Here is a 25,142-nt window from a genome sequence, read left to right on the forward strand (position 1 = left end):
TTGCAATGTCCGTGATCTATCTGCCCCTGAAGCGTGGGACAGTCACTGGGTTCTCGATGCTCGCGGGTGCGACGCGTGTTGCTGTCGTCGGTCCCGGAGTACGAATGCGTTCATCCAAGTGGATAAGGCACAATGGCGTTGCGCCTGCATTCGTTTCGCTGGATTGTCGGCCAACGTCTCCGTGCTGCCAAAACCATCCCCTAACGGGATACCGGCGCAGCAAAAACCTGGTTGCGGATTTTACGGCCGAGTACTTCCGGCTGAGGCACACCACCGTTTTTCCAGACCTTCCAGCGTGAAATAGGGCACGTAACTAAAAAGTAGGCCTGTGGTGAGAAGCGAAGGCTGCGGAATGAGCGTCACACCACGCATCGGGAAAGGGTAGACAACGCCCCGGGGGGCTCGTGTCCAGCCGGACCGAGCAGGCGGATTCACATCTGCCGTCCTCTCACAAGATTTTGGCAAAGCACAGCAGGGCAGACTGATTCAGACCGTAAAAATCACACAGTGATGGAATAAAGGAATTGATATCGCCGGTGATTTGAGACAGCCTGCTTTAATTGCGTTAGGTGGGGTACGCCGGGAGTGGCTTAGGGCTACGGCGAATTAGTCATCATCAAACACAGCGATACCTACGTCAGTGCCTACGGACATAACCCGCAGGCTGTTGGTTCAGGAGGGGCAGCAGGTCAAGGTCGGACAGACAATTGCCGAAATGGATCCACGGGTACAAACCGGGTGAAACTGCACTTTGAGATTCTCCGACTGGGTAAACCTGTAGATCCGCTGCAAGACTCCTGCCGCGTCGTTGATCGCTATCGAGCCTGTTCCGTCACGTAGAGGGGGCGGGCTCCAGCGTTGCCATGGATAAAGGCGCCGCTGAGCTTGGAGTCGAACTCACCAAAGGACAATAAAAAATGGCTCTCAGTAAAGAAGTGCCGGAGTTTGACATCGACGATGAGGTTCTCCTTATGGAGACCGGCATCGCCACGGATTCGATGTTGAATGATGAAGGGGCTGCTCCACCTTCCGTTCGTGCCAAATCCAAACACTCCGCCTCGTTAAAGCAACACAAGTACATTGATTACACGCGGGCACTCGATGCCACGCAGCTGTATCTCAATGAGATCGGCTTCTCCCCGTTGTTATCCCCCGAAGAAGAAGTTCATTTTGCGCGCCTGTCGCAAAGTGGCGATCCGGCCGGGCGCAAACGCATGATTGAAAGTAACCTGCGGCTGGTGGTGAAAATCGCCCGGCGTTACGTCAATCGCGGCCTGTCGCTGCTGGACCTGATCGAAGAGGGCAACCTCGGGCTGATCCGGGCGGTAGAGAAGTTCGACCCTGAACGTGGCTTCCGTTTTTCGACTTACGCGACCTGGTGGATTCGTCAGACCATCGAGCGCGCAATCATGAATCAGACCCGGACCATCCGGTTGCCGATCCATGTGGTCAAGGAGCTTAACGTCTACCTGCGGGCTGCACGGGAACTGACGCAAAAACTCGATCATGAACCCTCACCCGAAGAAATCGCCAACCTGCTGGAAAAACCAGTGGCAGAGGTCAAACGCATGCTCGGCCTTAACGAGCGGGTATCTTCGGTCGACGTCTCGTTGGGCCCGGATTCGGACAAAACCCTGCTGGACACCCTTACCGATGACCGCCCAACCGATCCATGCGAACTATTGCAGGACGACGACCTGTCCCAGAGCATTGATCAATGGCTCTCTGAACTGACCGACAAGCAACGTGAGGTGGTCATCCGCCGCTTCGGCCTGCGCGGACACGAGAGCAGCACGCTTGAAGATGTAGGCCTGGAAATTGGCCTGACCCGGGAACGGGTCAGACAGATTCAGGTTGAAGGCCTGAAGCGTCTTCGGGAGATTCTCGAGAAGAATGGCCTGTCGTGCGAGTCGATTTTTCAGTAGCACGACATGCTCAGCATAAAAAGCCCCGACTGTTCGCATGCTCTTCACTTAATAAAACGCCGCTTACGTCGAAATAGGGGAAGCGGCGTTCTGTAGGGAGGGGTTTGAGTCGATGAGACACGAGCTGCTTACACGGCAGTGAACGGGCACGAAGGAGGATAAGAAGCCCACCTGCTTGTCGTGTGAAGAAGGGCTAAAGTTAGCTTGGTGGCATCAGGAAATACAGTCGGGTACATCCACCTCGGTTCAGGCGCGGGTTTGCCAAAGACGTAGGTCACTCCATTGGCTCCTGGGGCAACGGCCAATAATTTCCAGCCTTCTTGAGACGCCGTATTGGCGCTGCTCTCGGAGTACGCTTCTTTCAACTCAATCGCTTCATGCAACTGCATACCTGCTGCTTGTGATGGTGCCTGATGGCCAGCCCAGCGTAGCGTAATGGCCTGCAGGAGGGTTCCCTTTCTGTTCGTTATACGTTGCGTTGAACAGACCATCCTGAAGTTTTTCATCAATAAAAAAGCCCGCGTGAGCGAGCTTTGTTTGATCGAATCTTTAACGATTACGCCGGTATGCGCAGTCCACTCAGCCATACCCCGCGCGCACATCGGCGAGGTACTCCAGCGCGTCGGCCTTACGCTCAGCCGAGCAATCGGCATGCGTGACCAGCGTCTCACAGAAGCCAGCGTCAGCGTTGACCAGGGCGCGCAGCAGGCTATTGCACAAGAGGACTTCGTCGTCGTAATTGTCCTGCAACTGCTGATACTGCGCTTTCAACTCGGAAATGCGTGTTTGAAGCTGCTCGGGGGTTTGCTCGATATCGGTCATGTCGTGGGAGTCCTTTCAGCGCTACACGTGGATTGCGAACACATCGACCGATTCAGTTTAGACTCCAGCCCATGGGTCTTTCTGCCCGTCGTCGCCTGGCGGAAGTATTCTGCGCAGAACACTTAGCGACACTTGGGCCGAGGGGAAAAGCATGCAAAGTCGCCCGAAATAGCCCGTTTTTTCTGCCTCAAAATTGCTTCTTACAGGGCTTCTGGCACGTCGGTCGTGACGCGACAGTAGCTCATCGCAATCAATGATGAGGTGAGCAGATGGGCAAGACAGGACGATGGAAAACCGCTGGGCAATGGCTCGCCGAGCAAGCGGCGCGAGCATTCTTTCGCGAGTTGGCCAGGGCCTTGCTGCGGCACTGGCTGGAATGACGGCACGGGGCAGGCGCAGTCCATCAGGCATTGTTTTCGGTCGAATACTGATCGGAACTAACGTCGGTGCTGGGCTCCCTGATACCCTCCTCGCCTCACCACGTATACCAGACGGAGAGGGTGTGATAAGGCTATGTCTCTCATTGATGACGTTGACAGCTTGCAATCGATCTACATCAATCGAGCCACCGGGAACGGGAACAACGATGATGAGCGGGACTACCCTCTTTACAGACAGAGCGTGCTAGATGATCCTCGTGTAGCGTCACTGGTTCCGGGGTGGGTTCGTCGTCACCGGAACTTGGACCAGTTTTGGGGGTTCATCCAGCCAAAATTTCCAAGCTACGCCGAGCGTAGAAAGTTCATCTGGGAAGAGTTCAGGACGCTCGTTGAGTTCGCTGAATCAGAGGGGGGGCACCCTTCTGATATCGTTGTTTCAGAGGCGCTGGATCGCATTGACGCTGAGCACGTTCGGATCGCATGGACCAAAGCGCTTGAACGGCGTTCAATTGATCCAGAGGGAGCTATCACAATGGCTCGAACGCTCCTGGAGTCGGTATGCAAACACATACTTGACGAAGCTGGGACAAGCGACCATGAGACGACTCCTGATCTGAACAAGCTCTACAAGCAAACAGCTACGCTTCTAAATCTGACGAGGGCGCAGCATGAAGAGGTTGTGTTTAAGCAAATCCTTGGAGGTTGCACAGCAGTTATCGAGGGTTTAGGTGCGCTTCGGAATCGTCTAAGCGATGCCCACGGAAAGGGAAAGGGCGGCGTGAAGGCTGCCCCACGTCATGCAGAGCTCGCAGTGAATCTAGCGGGCTCAACTGCGCTTTTTCTGCTTGCCACATGGGAGGCGAAGAACGTGGATTGAGAGGGGGCATCGCCGGTGGCAGGTGGGAAATTTTTTCCACTTAAGGGCAAAGTTTTTTCGGTACCGGCGTTACTGCTGGCTAGGCGCCGGCACGGGCGAGCCGCTATCAACGGCCAGCCGGTCTGCCGGGTATTGACGCATAAATTCCATGCTCGCACTCGCGGGTGCGGTTAACCAATCGTTATAGAGACCCTTGGGCAGTATCACTACCATACGTTTCTCGTCGCCTGCTCGATGGTAATTTCGCATGAACAAGTGGTCATCCGCATTTACCGTTAGCATCGAATAGCTAAAAACATCTTCGCCCGATGGGCTTCTCCAGCGCTCCCACAAGCCCGCAATGCCCATAGGCTCGCCGTCGCTGCGAGTGATCCGGGTTGCGATGGCTTTACCGCTACGCCAGTCGGGCTCATAGATGGCGGCGGCCGGGATGATGCAATGTTGATCGTACTTCCAAGCATTGCGAAAGGACGGTTTAACAGCTGCTGTTTCTGACCGGGCGTTGTAGCAGCGCCGTGCAATTTTCGTATCTTTGCTCCAACCAGGTATCAGGCCAAACGAGCCCGATAGCACTTCCCGCAAAGAATGGGAGTCCTCCGGATCGTCCGGACCAGCCATCCCCCGGACAAAGGGACCAAAGTAACCAGGCCAAAGGTCCAATTTGGCTTGCTCTACAGGCTCTACGCCGAACGCCAAGGCAAGTTGCCCAGGGCTTGGGGCCTCATAATGGCTGCACATTACTCATCTCCGTCATTGGTCTGATTGCCCCGCCGTCGCGTTCCAGGGCGCCCCGTTTATCTGCATCCGCTAGATAAAAATTGACCGGATCGCACTAACAAAGTTTACTGTACATTTGTACAGTATTGGGAAGGGTGCGTCATGAGCTATTCCATCCTGGGTCCACTCGCGGCAGGCGGTGTCCCCCTGCCTCTATGTTCGTTTCGCGTACCCGCTGGGTTCCCGTCGCCGGCAGCGGATCATATTGAGCAGCAAATCTCGCTCGATGAAGTATTGAACATCCGAGCGCCGCACGTTTATCTCGCGTCGATAAGCGGGGATAGCATGCAGGGTGCTGGAATTTTTGACGGTGACCTGGCGGTGGTAGATCGATCCATAGAAGCCGTGCACGGTCACATTGTTATCGCGCTGTTGAACAACGAGCCGTTGTGTAAACGGCTCTGCCTGCGCGGCAAGGACGTAATCCTATTGTCTGAAAACCCCAAGTACCCGCCGCGCTACGTCATGGATGGGGACGAATTGGCAATTTGGGGGGTGATAACCAGCAGTGTGCGTAGTCATGTCTGAATTGCCGCCGGTATTCGGCTTGATTGACTGCAACAGCTTTTATGCCAGCTGCGAGCGTGTGTTTCGCCCTGACTTGGCCAAGGTTCCGGTCGTCGTTCTCAGTAACAACGATGGTTGCGTCATCGCCCGTAGCTACGATGCGAAGCCGTTCGTGAAGATGGGCGAGCCGTATTTCCAAATCAAAGACAAACTGCGCCGCCACGGCATCGTGGCCTTCTCTTCCAACTACGCGCTTTATGGCGATATGAGCCAGCGGGTCATGAGCGTAATTGAATCGATGGTGCCCGCCGTTGAGGTCTACAGCATCGATGAATCATTCGCGGATCTGCGCGGCGTGCCTAATCCGGAAGGGCTCGGCCGCAAAATCCGCACTCAGGTTCTTCGCTGTACCGGCATCCCTGTTGGGGTAGGCATTGCCCGCACAAAAACCCTGGCCAAGTTGGCCAACCACACGGCAAAAAGGCTGCAAGCGCAAACGGGAGGGGTTGTCGATATTTGCGATACCTTCAAGCGCGACTGGGTGTTGCGCAACACCGATGTTTCCGAAGTTTGGGGAGTCGGCCGGCGAATGAAAGCTCATCTGGATGCGATGGGTATCAAAACCGCGATGGACCTGGCAAAAGCCGATCCGTGGACCCTGCGCAAGAAATTCAGCGTGGTGATTGAGAAAACGGCAAGGGAGTTGTCCGGCACGTCGTGCCTGGGGCTGGATGAGCCAAATCCTCCCAAACAGGAAATATGTTGCAGCAGAGCGTTTGGCCAGCGTTTGACTGAGTTACCGGCGATTCAAGAGGCGGTGGCCACCTACATGATGCGGGCATCCGAAAAGCTACGGGCTCAGCATTCATTGTGCAAAAAGGTTCGCGTCGGTATCCGTACTGGAATGTTCAACGCTTCAGAAGCCCAATATGCGAACAGCGTCGTCGTTGATCTTCCCTACCCTACCGACGATGTTCGAATACTCACCAAAGCCGCTACAAAGGCAGTTGAGCGGGTGTATCGCCAAGGCTACCGATACAGCAAAGCCGAAGTGATGCTGCTGAATCTATGTCAGCCAGGTGAATACACTGATGATCTTTTCGCACGTACCCAGCCCACCGACTCGACAAAGGTTATGTCGGTATTGGATGAAATCAACAATCGATGGGGTCGCGGCACTCTGCGGGTGGCCAGCGTCCCAACGAGCCCAGAATGGGCGATGCGGCGGAGCCTCATGAGCCAGAGTTACACGACGAAGCTCGATCAGTTATGGCAAGTCCGCAGTTAGAATCGTTAGTTGTAGCGACCTGCATTCGAAAACGACCCGACCTGCAATCAGCGCCGTTTTCGACCAGGGTTAACTGCGACTGTCCGGCCCGGCAAACCAGCGTTAGCTGCGAATGAACCTGCATTGATCCACACCGACCAGCATTCCATCGTCGCCAACCAGCATTAACTGCAAGTCAGAGGATCTTGTGGGTAGGGAGCACAGGTTTCGACGCAGACTTAATGCCATATTTGCCAACGAGCGGATTCCCCGGAATTCTTGTCACATTATGAGCCTGTCTGACCCTTTGCATGTCTTAGACTGGATGACGGGTTAAGTGACAAATTTTGACGGCCTGAACTTTCTGGCTCAAGCTGTCACATAATCGAACGTATATGTGACAGGTGAAGAGATGTTGATCGGCTATATGCGAGTGTCAAAAGCGGACGGATCCCAATCCACCGATCTGCAGCGCGATGCACTGATCCGCGCTGGGGTGAGTCCTTCACATCTCTACGAGGATCTAGCTTCAGGCCGACGCGATGATCGACCAGGGTTGGCTGCTTGCCTGAAGGCGCTCCGTGAAGGCGACACGCTGCTCGTGTGGAAGCTCGATCGGCTCGGCCGCGATCTCCGCCATCTGATCAACACCGTGCACGACCTGACGGCCCGCAGCGTGGGATTGAAGGTCCTGACCGGTCACGGCGCAGCGGTCGACACGACGACCGCTGCCGGCAAACTCGTGTTCGGCATTTTTGCGGCACTGGCCGAGTTCGAGCGGGAGCTGATTTCCGAGCGCACGATGGCAGGATTGGCATCGGCACGAGCTCGCGGCAGGAACGGCGGGCGGCCGTTCAAGATGACCGCAGCGAAACTGCGATTGGCCATGGCGTCGATGGGGCAGCCGGAAACCGTGGTTGGCGGTCTGTGTGAGGAACTCGGCGTCACTCGACAGACGTTGTACCGGCACGTCTCGCCAAAGGGCGAGTTGCGTCCAGATGGCCTGAAGTTGCTTTCACGGGGTTGATCTTGACCTGGAGGCGAATGGCTCACTACGGCCAAAACCGGACGCTCAAGACGCAAATTAATTCACCTCACTCCCATGCTGTGCGATTATTGCGCGCTACCAAAGAGACGATACAAACACAGAGTTGGTTTTTTTTGTAGTAGAACATGTTAAATAAGGCGCCGGGGTTTATATAGATGAATATTTTTCGCATAACAATAATTATATTTTTTTTACTTACGACTGCCGGATGCAGTACAACCTTAGACCCCCCAAGACTGACGCAGAAAACTTATGATTTCCTTGCCAAAGAGCCAGTTAGATGCAGGAATCTAGGCAAAGATAACTATGCTGGCTGTATTGACGAAGAAGCAAATCCCGGAAGGGAATGCTTGATATATGTGTTAGGGGGCCATTTATCTTCCAGGGTTGACGAAAGTTGCGTGGCCAAAGAATACCCTGAGTGCTATAACCGATCAACTAACAAAGTTAGCCAGAAATGTATTGGGGGTATTGCCGATCTGAAAAATAAAAAAAGGCAAGAGCTAGAGGAAAAAAAGCGGCGCGATTTAAACGAAGCAAAGTTGGAGAGAGAAGAAACGATTGCAAAAACACAAAAAGCCCAGGCAGAATATAAAAGGAGCCCGAACGGTATTGCCGAGAGAAAGAAACTTGAGGCAGATTACAAAAAAATTGTAAAATCATGCAATTATTTCCTAAGCGACATTCTCAGCAAAAAACCCCTTAAAGAAGCAAGTGTTTTTGATGCTGTGGAAACGATGCCTAATGTGGTTATGTGTACATATCAAGCGACGATTCCTGGAGTTTATGTGGATATACCAACAATCATAACAATAACGGGGAACACTCAGAATGGCGTTTATGAATATTTGCAACCAAGATAAGGAGTTATATCGATTCCCGTATTCGCCTGCACTCACCAAAAGTTGAAAACTATGAAAGTTTGTCTATTATCAGTATGTACTTTGTTTTTTGTATTTTTACCGCAAGCATATTCTTACGAAACAGTTCAAGTCCCAGCAATAACATCGGCTACGTGTGGAGATCTCGCAGAGATCTCCTTTTGGGCGGCAACCGCTCATTTATCAAAGAAGGATGATAGCAATCTAGTCACGGTAAAACAAAATGCAAGTAAGGCCAATAACCTCCGACCTGGAATCCCAATGGCCATCATCGACAAGGCAGAGCTATATGGCGTGACTTCGCATGGCAACGCAGGAGAGGGTAATAGTAATCTTGATGCAGCCAGAAAAGATGCAATTGTCTCCGCAACTATAACTTATGAAATGTGCCTTGATGGCCGCATTATGCCTAATGAGCTAAAAGAGCAATCTGCTGCCGACCTCAAAATAAATGTCGAGATGTATATGAATGGCGCATATAATGCAAATCGATGCATGCCTATATATTCATCAAACGAAGAGTATGAAAAATCAAAATGGGCATCAGCATACTATATTAAAATAATTAATGAAGCGCAGCAAAAGTATCCTGCCAATGTACTTAAGGCCGACAAATTAGCATGGCAGAATCGAGTCGCAGAGAGCACACAGAACGAATTAAACGTTAAAAACATGTGTGACAATCTATATAAAAATCGTATTTACCTTCCCTGATTAGCTACGCCATGAATATAGAGAAATTTATTGCTCGAACGACCAGCTTTGGTTGTTATAAATTAAAACCCTTGATTTGATAGCCGAATCTGAGTGTCGGCTCCGGGTCGTTCTCTGCCGGTCATGGCCACGAAGCGTGCTGGTCAAATCCGATGCAAATGACTGGTCAAGTGGAGTGCAATTTCGCACGACTGGTTCAGTCGCAGGTAATTCTGGCTGGCGGCGATGGAATGCAAGCCCGCACGGCTGAATGCAGGCTCATTCGCAGTTAATGCTGGCTTGCCGATCCGGACAGTCGCACTTAATCCTGGCCGAAACGCACGTTGATTGCAGGTCGGGGCGTTTTCGTTTGCAGGTCGCTACACATAGCCGTCCGGGCTTTTGTCATCCAACGATTCTGGATGCGATGTAAGCAACATGGTTGCAAGTGTTGAGTCGTTCATTTCGAGGGTATAGCCAGGCTCGCCGGCCTGTTTCTTTTCTAAGAAAAACCCCGTGATGGTCTTTTTCAGATTTATGGAGAACATGCCGATTTCTGCATCTGATAGTGCCATTTCTATAACTCCATTTAGCGGCTAAAAATTATGTAAAGAACAAATACCCAGCCTGGCGCATAGGGATTCGCGCGAGCCAGATCAGGGTCAAGTGAGCGGGATAAAAAGCGTAGAAGAACCAACGTAGCCGAGGGCACGGCAGGGCCACGAATGGCGCAACTAACAGGATCAAGATCGAGGCCAGCGCCCATTGGTTACTGTTGATGTATCCAAGTGCAGCGCAAGACACAAATGCCAGAATCAGTGCCGGCACTGATGGCTGTTTTGTGTAGATCCAGATCGCTACGCCAAAGGCCAGAGCTGGCCACCAAAATTCAACCAGGCTACCGCCTAGGGCAAAGGCCAACCCAGCAGCCATGTAACCTTGAGGCCGACCCATTTCGAGCAGGCGCAGCGTGGCGGTCAGGACGAACAGGGTAAAGAGGATATTCAGCGGCCACCAACCGTTGACCAGGCCCCCGAGTGCCAGGAATGCCGGTGAAGCCAAGGCGCCGAAAATAGCCAGGCGAATCATAGTGCGACGATAGGCGCCGCTCTCAAGCGCTCCAGGACGAGCCAGGTTGTACGCCAGAACAAACACGAACAACGGCATTGTCAGGCGGCCAGCGTCGTACAGCCAGGCTACGGTGTCGTTCAAGAGGTATTTGTTGATGTGATCGCCAATCATCAACACCAGGGCGAGCCATTTCAGCGCCTCGATGGTGCCATTGGCAATTTCCGGCCGAGGCCAGGAGGCGATGCGAGCTGCTATCTGATTCATGGCCCCTACCCTATTTCACCATTCCAGGTGCGTACATATCTGCCAATGCGCGTTCGGCTGCCTGGTTGTAGGTTCGGTGGTGGGTCACAGTGACTTTTTTCGGTGCCGCCTGGACAGGTTCCGCCATTGCCGTGATCGCGGCTTGAGTAATGGTTACAGCCTTTTCCTTTGGCGTCCCTTCGACCGTCGCCGTACCGGCGACGATGGCCGGTGCGCCGGCTGCATTCGGATCGTAGGTAACGAAGCGTTCAGACAACCAGGTTCCCCACTTTTCAGCCCTTTTCATCAGATCGGCCCGATACGGCGCATTGTATTGGGGCGTGCGTGAATGGTAGTTAGCTGCGCGCGTCCACAAATCGCCGGAGTCATTGCGGATATGGCCACGCAGCCGCCACGCGGCCAGGTCATAGGAGTAGCAACCCGCCTGCGCAACGTCATCAGCCGTAATGCCGTATTGACGCTCCAGATCGCGCAGGTAGGCGGTATTGAACTGCATAGCTCCTACGTCATCAGTGCCGTTGGAATTTCTCACCCGCTGGCCTGGTTTGCCGCCTTCTTTTTCTGCCACGGCGAGAACCAGGTTCGCGGGCACCTCGTACTTGATGGCGGCCGTAACGGAGCAAACGACGCGCTCTTGCATTTGTGGCGGCAGATCAAGAAATGGCATATGTCTTACCTCACATCCGAAATTTGCCGTATTTATCGGCAATCTTGTCACCCCAGCCATTGTCACTTTCGCACTGGTTAACAAACTGCCTACGCGCATCCTGAGTTGCATCAGGTTTGAACTTGCCATGCTTCTTTTTGACAATGCTGAAGAAGTCGTTAACCGGGCCGTCGCAGCCGTCAACGGTGCCCTGCCCTTGCAGCATTCCAGCCATGCAAAGAACGGTTTCGCATGGGTCTTTAGCGAAAGCCGGTGCGGCTTGGGCTGCTAAAGCGATAGTAATTAACGTGGCACTAATAACTTTTCTCATGTTTATGTCCTTATGCTTTACCGTTAACGAATGCGTTAATTTCATCATTGTTGTTGCCGCCACTACCCACGCTGTCGCCGTCGAATTGAGGGGCTACGTCTGGCGCTGGATTGGAGTGTTGAGCAACTACGTCGCGGGCTTCCTGGAGGGATTGTTGCTGATTGATTGCAGCAGCCTGCGCCATGGTTTGTTGGTCTGCGCGAGCCTGGCCGGCAGTACCATTGATTTCAGATGCGAGCTTTCCGCCCACGGTGTTGCTGACTCGCTCATTAGCTGCGGCTGCCATCGAGGATGCTTTTGCAGATAGGCCCTCTTTCGCGCCACTTGCCAAGCTGCCAGCCATATCAGCCGCGAAGCGCCCAGCGGTGCCCATAGCCTGACCAAAGCTAGAGCCGCCACCGCCACCGCCACCGCTACCGCTGCCACCGCCGCCACCGCCGCCCTCAGATCCGCCGATGTTGCCAGTGTCACCAGCGCCGCCACCTTCGCCGCTGCCACCACCGCCGCCACCCATGTTCTCTTGGGCGGATTGGAAAGCGGCCTTGAGTGCAGAGCCTGCACCTGCGAGGTTAGCGGCGCCGCCCAAGGCCATAGACGCACCTGCGCTGGCAACACCTGCGGCGATACCAGCGGCGGCGACGGCTGCGCCCATAGCTGCACCGGCACCAAAGCCACCGACCCCACCAGTAGACGCACCACCAACGATCCCGGCCAGCATTGGAGGGATTTTGTTAGTTAGATACAGCAATACCACTGCGGTGATACCCAGCACGCCCAGCTCTTTTAGGTTGATGCCTTCGCTCATCCCGGCGTATGCCTGGTCAATAAAGGTCTTACCGATACCAACAAGAAGCACCATCCCCATGAGCTGGGCACCAATCCCCAGGACTGTTTTGTAATAGGTGATAGCTATATCGGAAGTCCAGCGGGAACCGCCGAAGCCAAGAAAGACAACTCCGCCGTACATAAGAATCCACGCTGAAACAAACAGCAAAAGCATGTTTACGGCCACAAGTGCCAGCACGACCAGGACACAGCCCGAAATTATAATTGCAGCGGCGCTGTCTACCGGAGAGAACGACGATGATTCATCAAGAGCTTTAAAAAAGATGTCAAAGCCAATATCGGTGATTCCAGATGGCGTGAAGCTCGACGCTCCCCCTACTGCGGCTGAGCCCATCATCCACATGCTCTTGATAACGGCGTCAGATATTGCAGGGCCATTCAATAGAATCCAGTAGAAGAAGCCAAGTGTGCCAAAGAAACGAATGGTTTCAGCAAAGAACTCACCAATGTCCGCTTTACGCAAGATCATCATGCCGTAAGTCCAAACCATACTTATCAGAGCTAGCCCCCAAAAAATCCAGGAACCATAGGACACCATCCTGGCACCCCAGGCGCTTGCGGCTTGTTGATATTTTCCCATTACCGAATCCATGATTCCGGTGTCAGCAGCCGCAAGCGCTACTTCGGGGGTGAGAAACAAGCCAAGTACGGCTAGTGCCGCCGCACAAGTGGCTTTTCCTGGCTTGGTCATTTTCATCATTTTTTCTCGCTATCCATTGACCAGGTTTTCGGCTGGCTGCGAGTAATATTGCCGTCCTGGCGCGGGCACTTGGACGTATCACTGGCAGTTGCCGGGTTGGAGCAATTTGGACTGGCTACTTCGTACTTTTCCTCCTTGCAGCCGCTAACGGCTGCAACGAGAGCTAATAGGGACGCAGTTACAAGGCGTTTGATTTGCATAAATACCCCTTAGTTACTGAAACGACCAGGTAGACGGCTCAGACCTGGTGATGTTGGATTTTTCTCGCAGCTTCGTAGATGAAGCATCTTCTTGAGCCTGGCGGTCGGCTTGTTGTTGAGCCAAGGTTGCTGCGGCCTGGTTCTGTGCCAGCAACATGCCGCGGATTTGCAGAAGCTGATTACCCTGCGCTGCGGCCAACTGGTTAGCCGCTTGAAGTGCCTGCATCTGGCCGGTTGCGGTCGTGGCTTGAGATTGGAGCTGTTGCAGTTTTTGGGCATCAGTGGTCAACGTCTGTTGTTGCTGATCGACACTTTTGATTACGTCCGCGTTTGCCCGTTTTACAGCGTCGGAGTTATCTGCGCGGCGCGTTTCCAGAGCTTCCCGCTCGCTGTCAGAGCATCCGCCAATCTGAAAGCATGGCGAATTCCGGTAATAGCTGACGTTTTCATACTTTGACAAGTACCGATCAATCGACCCGGATTGGTTTTTGTAATAGTCAAGGGTTTGCTGGGCAGACACAACCTTGTTAATTACGCTGTTTACTTCGCTCCAGATGTAAGCCCCTGGTGCGGCCGTGTTTTGCAGCATGTTTTCGTATTGTTGTAATTGGGTTTTGTATTGCTCAATTTGTTTTGCAACTTGCGCAACTTGATTCGCTGCGGTGACAGTCGTTTGGCTCAGATTCAAGCCGTCTGCTACTGGAATGCCTGCCGAAGCCGGTTGGCAAACTACAAAACTAACTGATGCGGAAAGTGCGAAAACTTTAGCCGCTAAAATGGAATTCTTAGAAAACATAACTTGCTCCTTGCGTTAGTAGTCAAACGACTGATAAGCCTTGGTGAATGTCACGTCTTTGACAGCAACAATGTTAAAGCGATAGCCCGGACGAATTTCGATTGTCGGGGAAATGTTCAAGTTTTTAGAGATGATTTGCGCGGACACTTGGCCCAGTTGCTGCCCAAGCGCAGAACTCAATTCGCTGCTAACCGAAGGTTGTTGGTAGCCAACAGAGTTGTTGTTGTCCTGAGTTGCAATGGAAGCGCCTGCGGTGATGCCGGCCATGAACAACGCCGATCCGTAGAGCCGCAACAGGTGATGATTCACCTTGTCACGGAAGCCAGAGTAGCCGGCCATGTCTGCGCCTGGCATTGCTCCAATGTCCAAAGCCTTGCCATCAGGAAATACCAGGCGCTGCCAGGCAATCAGTACGCCTTCTTGTCCATAACCAACATCGCTGGAGTAGGTGCCAACCATGCGAGTCCCTTGAGGAATAAGCAGGTATTTGCCGGTGGCCGTGTCATACACGTCCTGCGAAACCTGCGCCATGATTTGGCCTGGCAAATCAGAGTTGATGCCGCTCAGCATGATTCCAGGAATGACAGCGCCGGCCCGAATCTCGAACGGTGTAGTTGGAGCCTCCATTTTGGAGTTCAACGCCCAACGATCTTTTTTGCCGTTGCCGTCAAAAGTGCCATAGTCCTTACCGGTGTCGCTGGACGACGAGGCCAGCATCATGCCCGACGATCCGCCCGAACGGCCGCCGCCGTAACCACCACCGCTACCGCCGCCCATGTTTCCTTGTACCTGGCGAAGTTGGGCTTGATAGGCCGCATTCGGATCGGTCGAGCGCTGCTGGTCGATTTGCCGGCGAACCTGCGCAATGCGATCAACCATTTCGTCAGGGGTTTTCGGAGTATCGTCAGTTGTTCCAGTGCCGACACGGCTCAGATCCGGCAGGGTGATTGCCGTTTTAGCTCCAACTGCGGTTTGGAAAAGCTGCATTTTCCGTTGACGCAACTGTTCGTCTTCCTGATCTTCTGGCGAGCGTGGGCCGCCATTCCCGCGAGGCGGTTGCGGTGGCGCATTCGGGTTTTCTACGCGAGCCACAGGCACGCCGTTAGGCGTTGTAGGTGCTTGCGGATCGGCCGGGGGCAAAAGTGGCGGCTCAGCTTTGGCCTCTGGGATCAAGCCGTCAGCACGGCCCCCAACGATATCGGCAGCCATCAGAGAGCTATCCCCGCCCTTCCCTTGCGCGGTCGCCGCATGTTCCACATTGGCTTGATTGGAACGCTTGACGGCCACCATTGCGATAAGGCCCATAAAGAGCGCGAGAACCGCAATGCCAATCATCAAAGGCACGTTGTTCACCCGGCGCACGCCGGTCTTTTTGCTGGAAGCGCCTGGCGACGAATCCGGCGACATTTGGTCGGTGTCAGCCATGGCAATTACTCCTTACGCGCCCAGGAACCCGCCGCTGCGACAGTCCCGTTTTTTTGTGGAATGTAGGCTCGGCTGATCGGCTGATTGCCCACCACTACCGTGACCCGGTACAGGTCTGCGGCAGGTGCGAGCGAGTCAACTACATAGTGGAGGTCTACACCGGGAGCGAAAGCCGCCTGAGTAGCCGGTTGGGCCTTTTTGGCAGCTTCCGACGCGTACTCGTTCACGGAGTAGCCACGGCCGCGCAGAAGCGCTACCAAGGCCGTTCCGTAGGCATCTTCGGTGGGCTGCATGATGTTCAAGCGAGTCCGCGCAGGTGGATACATAGTGACTAGGTGCGCAACGGTGTCGCTCGCCATGTTTTTGTCATGCGCGGCCGGGGCTGCCGAATAATTCCCGTATGGGGAATTTGTTGCACACCCACTCAAGCCGGCGATAAGTGCCGAGATCAGGAGAACTTTGCGCATCACTTGGCCTCCCGCTCAATGGTGATTTTGTCCTGGCTCGATCCGACGCCGGCAACCAGAATTGCCTTGTCGAAAATCGTGTCCACCACATAGCGATTGCCCTGGACGCGGTAGTTGACCATTTGCGTTTCAGCATCGCGGAAAATACCGCCGTCGCGACGTACTACCAGGAGGGTTGGAGACTCGCTTTGACGCATGCCATCCGGCATTTCAATGATGGTTTTCGTACCGTCGTTGTACACACGTACTGGCTTCCAGCGCGCCTTGCCGTCGATGGAATAGTTAAAGTCCAGGTTGCCCAGATATTCCCGAGTTTGCGGAATCGTGTTGTCGTGACGGTCTTTAGCCTCGGCATTCCTGATCGACACCCACTTGGCAGCAGCATCTTCGGGATACATGAAGCGCGCGTAAGGCATGCTTTCATTACGAGTTGAACGCAGACGGAAATGGTAAGTACGGCGGTCGGTCATCACGACCAGCGCGGTATCCAGGCCCACGTCCAGCGGCTTCAAAATCAAGTGAACGGTTTGGTCTGCACCGGAGCCGCTGATGCCAGGCTCTACGGTGAAACGAGGATCGCCACCGTTCAGCGTGTTGAACTGCTCGCCAGGCTGCAGGGAGATATCGCAGACCTGGAGTACAGCGCAGACCACTTGGGTTTGCCCACTGCCGTACAGGAAGGTAATGGCGCCGTCGCCGCCTGGTGTCGCGTTGCTAGTCGCTTGGCCGGTCTGCCATTTTTTGCCGATCCCGATAGCTTTTTGCTCCTGCGGGGTCAGCTTCACAGTGTCCGGGGCAAAATACTTGTTTGCCATATCCGCTTGGCTGTCGGCTGCTTGTACAAAACCTGGCAAAAGAACGCCGGCAATTAACGAGGAAATCAGTGTCTTTTTCATATGGAGTGTCCGCCCCAGGATTAAAGTTGTTTCGACCAGTTAAAGTCGCGAATGAAGATGAAGTGCCCGTTCACAAAAGTGTTTCTGTCTACTGACATATCTTTGTTTTGATAGACGTTGATGAGCGCTCGCATGTTGTACGGGTTGCCTTTGAGCGAGCCGTCCCGGCTGCGAACTGTCTCAGTCCAATCCACCTGCCAGGTGTCTTTGGTTTGTGGCAGAGCAGATCGAATCTCAACCGACACGGTTTCGTTTTCCGCGCGCTTGAACGGGTTCCGCTCAGGGGAGCCATTGAGGAATTCATTGGCTTTCATCGTTGCCGGATCTTGCGGGGCAAGGTACGCATAAGAGGCCAGCACGGCTTTTCGCTGGAGGCTTACATCTGGAGTTACCAACCGTGTGTTGCTGATGAAGTTTGTCACCGCTGCTTGGTAGTCGGTCAGAACTGCATCAGGCACCCGATCCAGCAAAGTCACGGAAACCGTGTTGGCCGAGGCATCTTGTTGGAACACCATAGGAATGATCTTTGATTGCGCGCCAATGTGAGCAATGCCGCCTACTGCCCCCATGACAATGAGCAGGGAAACGATCCCCACGGTCTGCCATACCTGGAGAGAAGACATAACTCCCATCACATGCCCATTCCACGAACGGCGAGCATTGAGATATGGATTATTGACTTTCTCTTTAGCGGCTAAAGTTGCGCCGGCTACTTCTGTTTCCGCGTCTTTGCGGCGATTGAAAATGCTCATGCTGCACTCCTGTAGTTATCAAGGCTCAAGCCACGGTCGCGGAGCCACACATGCACCCACGAATCGCCGTGCTGTTCCTCTAGCTTCTTGATGATTGCTATGTCGTCTGGGCCGGTCGCACCGACGAAGGAGAGAGCCAGCGGGCCTAGTGCAAGGCTGTATAGGCGGCGGCCTTTCTCAGATACCAGGTAGTAATCGCGCTTTTGCTGGGCAGTAGCGATGATTTCAATCTGGCGCAGGTTGAGGCCCATGCGGAGGTAAAGCGCGGTCGCTGCTTCATCACGCGCATACATATTCGGCAGGTAGATTTTGGTGGCCGTGGATTCAACAATGACGTCCAGAATCCCCGATTGAGAGGCGTCAGAAAGGTTCTGAGTTGCCATCAGTACGCGGCAGTTTTTCTTTGCCAGGGTTTTAAGCCACTCGCGGATTTTCTCGCGGAACACATCGTGACCCAGCATTAGCCAAGCCTCATCGAGAATAATCAGGGTTGGCCGACCATCCAGCGCTTCTTGAATTCGCATGAACAGGTAAAGCAAGACAGGCAGCGCGTAGCGATCCCCCAAGTCCATCAGGTGTTCGATTTCAAAAGTGATGAAGTCGGAAATAGAGAGCTGATCCTCTTCCGCATCGAGCAAGTGACCCATAAGGCCGTCAATGGTGTAGTCCTTGAGTGCCGCCCGAATGTCAATGTCCTGAACTTTCGCGGTGAATTCAGACAGCGTTCCCGGACGCCCTTCTTTTTCCTCGACCGTGCCCATTTCAATAATGGTTTCGGCAATTAGGTTGCGCTGTTCTGGGGTGGTCTTGAGGCCGTTCAATGCCAGCAGGTCGTCAATCCAGCCCATTGCCCATGCACGGCGCGAGCGAGTCACCAGGTTGGACAAGGGAGCGAAAGCGAGCTTTTCGCCGGCCCCTGCCACAACGTAGTGAGCCCCCCCAGCAGCCTTGCAGCTCGGATACATCGACATACCCTTGTCGAATGTAAACAGCCTGGCATTGGAGTATCGGCGCCATGACATGGCGAGGATTGCCAGGTGCGTAGACTTACCCGCCCGAGTCGGGCCAAACATGATGGTGTGCCCCAAGTCGCGCACATCAATGTTGACTCGGAAAGGCGAGTTACCACTGGTAAGCCCGTGCATCAGCGGCGGCGAGTTAGGTGGCATCAGTGGGTTAGGTGCGAAGTTCTCGCCGGTCCAGATGGTGCTTGTCGGGATCAAGTCGGCCAGGTTCATCGTATTGATGAGAGGCCGGCGCACGTTCTCTACGCCGTGGCCTGGCAGTGAACCCATGAAGGCATCCATGGTGTTGATGGTTTCGACGCGAGCGGTGAACGCCATCGCGTTGATAGCCTTTTCAAGCTGGAGCGCGGCCGTTTCCACCACTGACCGACTTTCGTCCATCAGCACTACGACACTGGTATAGAAGCCTTGCGCAACCATGCCGCTATTGGTTTCAGCAATAGCCGATGCAGCATCGGCCACCATAGAAACGGCATCCTCATCGACAGTGCCGCCGTTGGTGTTGAATACCTGGTCAAAGAAACCCCGGATCTTCTGCTTCCATTTCTTGCGAAACTTCTCCAGGTGCGACACAGCCTCATGGTGATCCATGAAGATGAAACGGTTCGACCAGCGATATTCAACAGGCAGCTCAGCAAGGCGCGTCAGGATTCCGGGCGAGGACTCCAGAGGGAAACCCTCAATGGCGACTACCTGGATGAATTTGCGGCCCAGCTTTGGCGTTACGCCGGTATACAGCTCTTTGCCCCCAATCAGGTTGTCGATGTAGATCGGATTGGTTGGCAGCATCACGGCATGATTGATGGCGGTAACGCAGAACTGGAGCCATTGCAGGAACTCATCATGAGTGACGGTTGACCCGTCCTCATTCATGATTTTTTGACCACGCAGGCGCTCCATGGACACAGCGGAGGACATGCGCGATTCGATGTTTTTGACCTCTTTTTTGAAGAAGTCGATCAAGTGATGTGTGCGTGCTTTGTTGTTTGGCTTGTCTGAATCGTCATGGAACATCAGCTCAACAAACTTGCGCTCGGCAAGCATTGGCGGGAACCACGTTACGGTGATGATAAAGAAGCCTTCGTACAAATTACCCAGCCCTTCAAAGGTACGGCGACGTTCTTCGTCAATTGCTGCCGATACCGGGTCAGGGAAATTCGATTGGCTTGGATGGCTGTAGTTCGGAGCTGGCCTACGGACTGCATCGACGTGAACCATCCAGCCACTGCCCATGTTGGCCAGCGCCTGGTTGATGCGGAACGAGTTCATTTCCCGCTCTACATGGGTTGCACTGGCGTTGTCAGATCCTTTGTACAGCCACGCAGCCATGAAAGAACCGTTCTTGCCAACAATCACGCCGTCATCGACGACAGCAGCGTAATTGAGAAGATCCGCAAGGCCAGCTTCGGTGGACTGATGTTTTTTGAGTCGAAGGTCTTCATTGACCTTGCGTACCTGCGAGAGCAAAAACAGCACCAACAGGACGCCCACGACCGCAATTGAGATGAGCAGTGATTCAATCATTTGTATTGCTTCCCTTGAGAGGTGCCGTTTTCGCGGAAGGGAGTGGCACGCGGCGGGTAAAAGGGCTTGTATCGGCGGTTGCGCAGATAGACAAAGCGCATAAGAGGGTCAGATTTGCCCATCTTGCGCAGCATCCAAAGCGAGGCGAACCACATGCCAACGCCCAGGAAAAAGGCCAGCCAATCTTGCGCAGCAAAGACCAAGATGGCGGCCAGCAAGCCGCTGAACATAACCATTTCACGATCCCCACCCATGAAAAGGTTATGGCGATTGCCGGCCCGACGAATAGGGATCTTGCGTAGTGCCATGGGGTTTACGCTCCTACTACCAAGCGAGCAGTAGCCGAGCGAACAGCCTCGACCTTGCTGGTGATCCAGTCGGCAGACTTCGCAGCCATATCGTGCGCAGCGGTGATTTCAGCGCCTTGGCCGGTGATGGCCGACAAGGTGTTTTGTGCTGCGACGATGAAGCACAACACCAGGACGATGAAGATCAAGGTGCGCAGGAAACCGTTCATATCGCCGCCGAAAATCAATGTGGCACCGGCACCAACCAGGCCGACAATCGCCGCGGTAAAGGCGAATGGCCCCGTGATGGACGAGCGGATGGTTGTAAACCAGTCATCAAAAGGAAGACCGCCCCCAGCGGTGCTGGACGCGAATGCGGGATGAGCGCTCAGAAGCATCATCAGCGCTGCACCTGCGGCGAAAAGTGCCTTGTTGTTAACGCGGGAAGTTTTGTTTTGCATGGGTGTTACTCCTAGAGGGTGTTGGTGATGTAGTTGCCGTTTTCATATCCGACGATTTCGAGAATCGCTTCTACTCGGCGGACTTCTGACTTCCGGTTGATTTGCACGATTACGTGAACCGCCTCAGCAATCAGCGGTTCAATATCGGTTGGAGCGTGCTTGTTGCGGGTGACGAGGGACTTGAGGCGTTGCAAGGCAGATTCAGCGCTGTTTGCGTGGAGCGTGCCCGCGCCGCCGTCATGGCCGGTGTTCCAGGAGTCCAAGAGGTCGAGTGCCTCTGAACCACGGACTTCACCGACGATGATGCGATCAGGCAGCATCCGGAGGGTCGTTTTGAGCAAGTCAGTCATGCTGACTTCAAGCGTGGTGTGGTACTGAACGCAGTTAATGGCGGAACACTGGATTTCGCCCGTGTCTTCAATGATGAACACACGTTCATTCGGGTCGTTATCGACCATTTCTTGAATAACGGCGTTGATGAGAGTTGTCTTTCCCGAGCCGGTTCCACCGACCACAAGAATGTTCTTGTGTTCGCGTACAGCCTTCTTGATGGCGTCACATTGCGCTTGAGTCATGATCCCCTGTTCGACATAGCTGTCGAGCGGGAAGACCGTGATGGCGGGTTTACGGATCGCAAAGCACGGAGACGAAACCACTGGCGGGAGCTGGCCGGCAAATCGTTCATTGCCGAAAGGCAATTCGCCGTCAAGGATTGGCTCTTTTGCCCCAACGGTTTTACCGAGTAGACCGGCGAGCGTCTTTATGATTGACGTTGCGCGCCATGCCTCCATCGTCCCGATGACACGGGTTGGCTCACCCAATCGTTTCAGCCAGAGCTGCCCATCCGCATTAAGCAGGATATCGGTAGTTTTTGGGTCGTTTAGCGCACCCTCAACCAAAGGCCCCAGGTCGCGACGTAGGCGCTCGGTAACGCGCTTTTTGACCGTTTCCTGGTCGCCGTTTTGTTCACTCATCGTTTGCTCCAAATTCGTCACAGGTGCGAATGTGGCAAACGATATACCGAAACTTAGTTAAGGGCAATCACTCAGCATCGTTTTTATCAATGATAAAAAACTTTACTTCGCCTTCCGTGACTTTATCGCTACGCGCATCCCGCGCTGTTCATAAAACACCGACTGCGCCAGGCAGGCGGCCGGTTGTGCCAAACGGAAACATTCTGGCTGAAAAAAAGACCCCTTGTTAGGAGCCTTGGTTTTAGCCGCTAAAATTTTTGATGTTATGGGGCGTTAGATTTTTCCCGGATCTTTGCAACATTGTACTCGTGCCACTTGCGCACCTGGAACGCCTGGTGATTGGTCAGAGTCGCGCAATAACGACAGTAGCCGGGTGGCAGGCTTGATGGCACATGAGTTCCTGCGGCATCGTCCAGAACCTTGCTATCTAAGTCGGTGGACTCCAAAAGCATGGGCAATGGCGTTTGCAGGGCTTCAGCAATGGCCGCAAGGGTCTTTAGGGTGGGGTTGCCCTTCCCGTTTGTAATCTCAGATAGAACAGAAATAGAGACGCCCGTGAGCTTGGCTAGCTCATGCTTGGTCATGCCCCGCTCACCCAGCAAACGCAGGACGTTAGTAAAAAAAATGGCATTATGCACAGTCGGTCGGTGCCTCGATGCAGGGCTAATTTTAGCCGCTAAAATTCTTGACCGTTGAAGATTCTTTAGCTAAAGTATCCTTTGGTTAGCAAATCGTCTCCCCGTATAACGGCCATCTTACATTTTGTGCGTAGTTTCGGTAAACGCTATTTTTCTATTGCGCGTGATCCCGCTGGCACAGGCGAGTAAGATTTGCACGGCACGGGGTGACATAGCCGGATTTAGCCGGCTGTTTATATGTAAAGGAGTGACAATGGCCGACCTAACAAACGCCGCTCGAAAGCACATTGCGGAGCTGGTGAAAACCGGGCTGTCGCCCGAAGAGGCAGCGTTGCAGGCTGCAAAGTCTGTTTATGTTGCAGCGACTTCCCTGCCTGGCGTCCAATCGGTTCCTGCTATTGCTACAGCAGTGACCGAATCCAGCATGATTGATTTCGATGCCCCTACACCGTCACCAAGCGCAAGCGATGCGCCGGCCGCGGTAGCCGCTCGCCCCAAGAAACGCACCGTAGCCGACCACCTGGACGCAGCCCTTAGTACACGCAAGCAACCAGAGCTTGCCGGCCTGCCCACAAAAGGCACATCCAAGAAATCACCCCGGACACCGATTGACGATATTGCGGATGCAGTACAAGAGCGGAAGAACAACGAAAAGATGGTAGCGGCCATCACTGAAATGCAACAAATGGAAATGTCGCTATTTCAAGTAGCCCCGTGGGACGACGACCTACGCGCTATCCCGAATGACTGGGGCCGATCGGCTGTCTTCACTACCAGGAACAAGGGGCAAAAGAGAGCGGCATGCGAAGACAAGTTGATCTACCACTACAACCAAGAGATTGAAATCACGTACACCGGGATTGAGCTGCGTGCAGACGATGATGAATTGGTTTGGCAGCAGATCCTAGAGTACGCGAAGCATTCACCGCTGGGCCGGAATGTGGAATTCACGCTTTACCAGCTCTGCACCGACCTTGGTTGGCACATCAACAAGTTCTATTACAACCGGGCGCTAAGCTGTCTAAAGCGGCTCAAAGCAACGTGCTTTTCGATCAAATCCCCACGGCACAGCACCCTTAAAAACCTTTCACTGCTAGGCGACTTTGACATAGAGAAAGACGGTCAAAAGAGAGCGGTATGCAAGGCCCAGCTTGACCCGTATCTGGTTGTGCTGTTTGCCAACGATCATTACTCGAAAGTTATGTGGTCGAAGTACCGAACCCTTTCCCCAACAGCACGCCGGATGTTCGATTATTTCGTGACACACGCAACCCCCTACCCACTCAAGCTGGAGACGTTCCGCCTCATCTGCGGATCAGAGTCTACCCGCAAGAAGAAATGGGCCGAGCAGTCGAGGGAGGCATGCAAAGAGCTGGAGGAAATAGGTCTGGTTGAGAAAACATGGGTCGAGAAGGATTTCATCCACTGCGTTCGCTAGTGATGGGGACAAATGCGGGACAATTCGGGCAACTCCTAACACTTGAGGGGCCAGGAAAAGGCGGAGCTTAACACTTGGGGGGCTAAGCCCCCTTTTTTCGGCCTCAGAATCGCTAAAACCGTGAGCAGTGCATCAGGTCAAGCCTTTTTGATCGAAATCGCGGCAACCAACAGGGGGTTATCCACCGTTTTTGTGGATAACCGCGTGGATAACCGCCATTTTGTACTAACACTTGAGGGGCTGCTTACTAACACATCAGGGGCGACCGACCTAACACATCAGGGGCAGAAGTACCGACACTTGAGGGGCCTGGCTACCGACACTTGAGGGGCCGCCATTCTGACGTTAACCCCTGTAAAATCAATGGCTTGCGAGCATTTTCGCGGTGCATCTAACCCTTTCTCTTAAACCCCTTCTTTAAACCCTTATCTATAAACCCTGTTTTTAACCAACCGCGCCGAAGGGGGGAGACCCCCCTTCTCAATCCCTCCCGAGCCGCAAGCGGCTCTCCCATCCCCCCAGGGGCTACGCCCCTCGGCCGCAAGCGTCCTTCACCCCGGAGGCAGTCAACGTCGCTTCGCGCCGCCTTGATCGCTTCGCTACGCAAAGGGAAAAAGCCCCCTTTGCATCGTCGCTTCCAAGAAACCACAAGACTAGAACGCTTCCTGCGCGTTAGAGGCCCATGATGGGTACGCCAGAAGGGAGGTGGGTTCTTGGTCGGTGGTCGGATCGAGCATCGAGCTGCCTTTTAGAATTAAAAGCCCCTCAAGTGTTGGCAGAACGTCAATGCAGATCCTGCTGGCCGGGGCTTGCTGGATAAACGTATTTTTCGACGGGGGATACGATGCACCAGGTCATGGGATGCGATGCACTAGACATGGGATACGATGCACAGAGCTGTGGGACACGATGTACGAAAGTATGGGATACGGTGCACACTATCCACAGGTTGAAATCGGCTGTAGGCCTTGCGCAGTAAGGGATAGCGCAGAATGCGCAAATATGTCCTAATCCTTTTCTAATCCTTATTTAATCAAAGAAGCTTCACTGTCCATCAAGTGTGACCGTGCGTGCGTCCAGGTTAAAAGGCCCCCCAAGTGTTAAGCGATTGTTGATGCAGATCCTGCCGGCCGGGGCTTGCTGGAGTTTGACCAGGTGCTGGCCGTGTGTGCGTCCAGGTCAAAAAGCCCCCCAAGTGTTAAGCGATTGTTGATGCAGATCCTG

Annotated in this window: 27 protein-coding genes and 1 pseudogene; 9 read left to right on the forward strand and 19 right to left on the reverse strand. The window is 53.8% G+C overall.

The window, feature by feature from the left end:
* Window positions 1-514: 514 nt before the first annotated feature.
* Window positions 515-812: pseudogene (locus GHO41_RS10430) on the forward strand (peptidoglycan DD-metalloendopeptidase family protein); the annotation flags it as partial.
* 105 nt (window positions 813-917) lie between these two features.
* Window positions 918-1,925, forward strand: a complete 1,008-nt coding sequence (gene rpoS / locus GHO41_RS10435) for an RNA polymerase sigma factor RpoS (protein ID WP_153433501.1) — start codon at window positions 918-920, stop codon at window positions 1,923-1,925.
* A 128-nt stretch (window positions 1,926-2,053) separates the two neighbouring features.
* Here rpoS and GHO41_RS10440 read toward each other — a convergent pair whose 3' ends face one another.
* Window positions 2,054-2,512 (reverse strand): hypothetical protein, encoded by a 459-nt coding sequence (locus GHO41_RS10440; protein ID WP_153433502.1) that lies wholly within the window; start codon window positions 2,510-2,512, stop codon window positions 2,054-2,056.
* Window positions 2,505-2,747: a hypothetical protein gene (locus GHO41_RS10445; protein ID WP_153433503.1), complete on the reverse strand. Its 243-nt coding sequence runs from the start codon at window positions 2,745-2,747 to the stop codon at window positions 2,505-2,507. The genes GHO41_RS10440 and GHO41_RS10445 overlap by 8 nt, the downstream gene beginning before the upstream one ends.
* Window positions 2,748-3,260: 513 nt before the next feature.
* Here GHO41_RS10445 and GHO41_RS10450 point away from each other — a divergent pair.
* The gene (locus GHO41_RS10450; protein WP_153433504.1) at window positions 3,261-4,004 is read left to right on the forward strand and encodes an abortive infection family protein; all 744 of its coding nucleotides are present in this window, start codon (window positions 3,261-3,263) and stop codon (window positions 4,002-4,004) included.
* Window positions 4,005-4,073: 69 nt separating this feature from the next.
* Here GHO41_RS10450 and GHO41_RS10455 read toward each other — a convergent pair whose 3' ends face one another.
* Window positions 4,074-4,742, reverse strand: a complete 669-nt coding sequence (locus tag GHO41_RS10455; RefSeq protein ID WP_153433505.1) for an SOS response-associated peptidase — start codon at window positions 4,740-4,742, stop codon at window positions 4,074-4,076.
* Between the two features lie 141 nt (window positions 4,743-4,883).
* On the opposite strand from GHO41_RS10455, the gene GHO41_RS10460 reads away from it, so the two are divergent.
* From GHO41_RS10460 to GHO41_RS10480, 5 genes are all read left to right on the forward strand, one after another.
* A complete protein-coding gene (locus GHO41_RS10460; RefSeq protein ID WP_153433506.1) occupies window positions 4,884-5,309 on the forward strand; it encodes a LexA family transcriptional regulator in 426 nt (141 codons plus the stop codon).
* Window positions 5,302-6,576 carry a translesion error-prone DNA polymerase V subunit UmuC gene (umuC, locus tag GHO41_RS10465; protein ID WP_153433507.1) on the forward strand — a complete coding sequence of 425 codons (1,275 nt, stop codon included), beginning with the start codon at window positions 5,302-5,304 and terminating at the stop codon, window positions 6,574-6,576. Before GHO41_RS10460 ends, umuC begins: the two co-directional genes overlap by 8 nt.
* 391 nt (window positions 6,577-6,967) lie before the next feature.
* Window positions 6,968-7,582, forward strand: a complete 615-nt coding sequence (locus GHO41_RS10470; protein WP_153425842.1) for a recombinase family protein — start codon at window positions 6,968-6,970, stop codon at window positions 7,580-7,582.
* Between the two features lie 176 nt (window positions 7,583-7,758).
* A complete protein-coding gene (locus GHO41_RS10475; RefSeq protein ID WP_153433508.1) occupies window positions 7,759-8,466 on the forward strand; it encodes a hypothetical protein in 708 nt (235 codons plus the stop codon).
* Window positions 8,467-8,745: 279 nt separating this feature from the next.
* On the forward strand, window positions 8,746-9,198 hold the full coding sequence (locus GHO41_RS10480; RefSeq protein WP_153433509.1) for a hypothetical protein: 453 nt from the start codon (window positions 8,746-8,748) through the stop codon (window positions 9,196-9,198).
* A gap of 359 nt (window positions 9,199-9,557) precedes the next feature.
* Here GHO41_RS10480 and GHO41_RS10485 read toward each other — a convergent pair whose 3' ends face one another.
* From GHO41_RS10485 to GHO41_RS10560, 16 genes are all read right to left on the reverse strand, one after another.
* Window positions 9,558-9,752, reverse strand: coding sequence for a hypothetical protein (locus tag GHO41_RS10485; RefSeq protein ID WP_153433510.1), 195 nt, complete (start codon window positions 9,750-9,752; stop codon window positions 9,558-9,560).
* A 28-nt stretch (window positions 9,753-9,780) separates the two neighbouring features.
* Window positions 9,781-10,512 (reverse strand): TraX family protein, encoded by a 732-nt coding sequence (locus tag GHO41_RS10490; RefSeq protein ID WP_153433511.1) that lies wholly within the window; start codon window positions 10,510-10,512, stop codon window positions 9,781-9,783.
* A gap of 10 nt (window positions 10,513-10,522) precedes the next feature.
* On the reverse strand, window positions 10,523-11,179 hold the full coding sequence (locus tag GHO41_RS10495) for a transglycosylase SLT domain-containing protein (protein ID WP_153433512.1): 657 nt from the start codon (window positions 11,177-11,179) through the stop codon (window positions 10,523-10,525).
* Between the two features lie 10 nt (window positions 11,180-11,189).
* Window positions 11,190-11,489: a TrbM/KikA/MpfK family conjugal transfer protein gene (locus tag GHO41_RS10500; RefSeq protein ID WP_153433513.1), complete on the reverse strand. Its 300-nt coding sequence runs from the start codon at window positions 11,487-11,489 to the stop codon at window positions 11,190-11,192.
* A gap of 10 nt (window positions 11,490-11,499) precedes the next feature.
* Window positions 11,500-13,035, reverse strand: a complete 1,536-nt coding sequence (gene trbL, locus GHO41_RS10505) for a P-type conjugative transfer protein TrbL (RefSeq protein ID WP_218580248.1) — start codon at window positions 13,033-13,035, stop codon at window positions 11,500-11,502.
* Window positions 13,032-13,235 (reverse strand): hypothetical protein, encoded by a 204-nt coding sequence (locus GHO41_RS10510; RefSeq protein WP_153433514.1) that lies wholly within the window; start codon window positions 13,233-13,235, stop codon window positions 13,032-13,034. Before GHO41_RS10510 ends, trbL begins: the two co-directional genes overlap by 4 nt.
* Before the next feature lie 13 nt (window positions 13,236-13,248).
* A complete protein-coding gene (gene trbJ / locus GHO41_RS10515; protein WP_153433515.1) occupies window positions 13,249-14,031 on the reverse strand; it encodes a P-type conjugative transfer protein TrbJ in 783 nt (260 codons plus the stop codon).
* A 15-nt stretch (window positions 14,032-14,046) separates the two neighbouring features.
* Entirely contained in the window at window positions 14,047-15,384 is a 1,338-nt protein-coding gene (locus tag GHO41_RS10520; protein WP_371928892.1) for a TrbI/VirB10 family protein, read from the reverse strand.
* A gap of 77 nt (window positions 15,385-15,461) precedes the next feature.
* Window positions 15,462-15,815 (reverse strand): conjugal transfer protein TrbH, encoded by a 354-nt coding sequence (locus tag GHO41_RS10525; RefSeq protein WP_256678723.1) that lies wholly within the window; start codon window positions 15,813-15,815, stop codon window positions 15,462-15,464.
* 107 nt (window positions 15,816-15,922) lie between these two features.
* On the reverse strand, window positions 15,923-16,819 hold the full coding sequence (gene trbG, locus GHO41_RS10530) for a P-type conjugative transfer protein TrbG (protein ID WP_153433518.1): 897 nt from the start codon (window positions 16,817-16,819) through the stop codon (window positions 15,923-15,925).
* A gap of 20 nt (window positions 16,820-16,839) precedes the next feature.
* Window positions 16,840-17,571 carry a VirB8/TrbF family protein gene (locus GHO41_RS10535; protein ID WP_086799789.1) on the reverse strand — a complete coding sequence of 244 codons (732 nt, stop codon included), beginning with the start codon at window positions 17,569-17,571 and terminating at the stop codon, window positions 16,840-16,842.
* Window positions 17,568-20,120 (reverse strand): conjugal transfer protein TrbE, encoded by a 2,553-nt coding sequence (locus GHO41_RS10540; RefSeq protein WP_153433519.1) that lies wholly within the window; start codon window positions 20,118-20,120, stop codon window positions 17,568-17,570. The genes GHO41_RS10535 and GHO41_RS10540 overlap by 4 nt, the downstream gene beginning before the upstream one ends.
* The gene (locus tag GHO41_RS10545; RefSeq protein WP_086799782.1) at window positions 20,117-20,428 is read right to left on the reverse strand and encodes a conjugal transfer protein TrbD; all 312 of its coding nucleotides are present in this window, start codon (window positions 20,426-20,428) and stop codon (window positions 20,117-20,119) included. The genes GHO41_RS10540 and GHO41_RS10545 overlap by 4 nt, the downstream gene beginning before the upstream one ends.
* A 5-nt stretch (window positions 20,429-20,433) precedes the next feature.
* Window positions 20,434-20,868, reverse strand: coding sequence for a TrbC/VirB2 family protein (locus GHO41_RS10550; RefSeq protein WP_086799779.1), 435 nt, complete (start codon window positions 20,866-20,868; stop codon window positions 20,434-20,436).
* A gap of 11 nt (window positions 20,869-20,879) precedes the next feature.
* Window positions 20,880-21,842: a P-type conjugative transfer ATPase TrbB gene (trbB, locus tag GHO41_RS10555; RefSeq protein WP_153433520.1), complete on the reverse strand. Its 963-nt coding sequence runs from the start codon at window positions 21,840-21,842 to the stop codon at window positions 20,880-20,882.
* A gap of 263 nt (window positions 21,843-22,105) precedes the next feature.
* Entirely contained in the window at window positions 22,106-22,480 is a 375-nt protein-coding gene (locus GHO41_RS10560; protein ID WP_120266781.1) for a transcriptional regulator, read from the reverse strand.
* 253 nt (window positions 22,481-22,733) lie between these two features.
* Between GHO41_RS10560 and trfA the strand changes: the two genes are divergently transcribed.
* Entirely contained in the window at window positions 22,734-23,918 is a 1,185-nt protein-coding gene (trfA, locus tag GHO41_RS10565; protein WP_153433521.1) for a plasmid replication initiator TrfA, read from the forward strand.
* Window positions 23,919-25,142: the final 1,224 nt, after the last annotated feature.

It is taken from the genome of Pseudomonas sp. FSL R10-0399 (assembly GCF_009600165.1).
GTDB lineage: Bacteria > Pseudomonadota > Gammaproteobacteria > Pseudomonadales > Pseudomonadaceae > Aquipseudomonas > Aquipseudomonas helleri.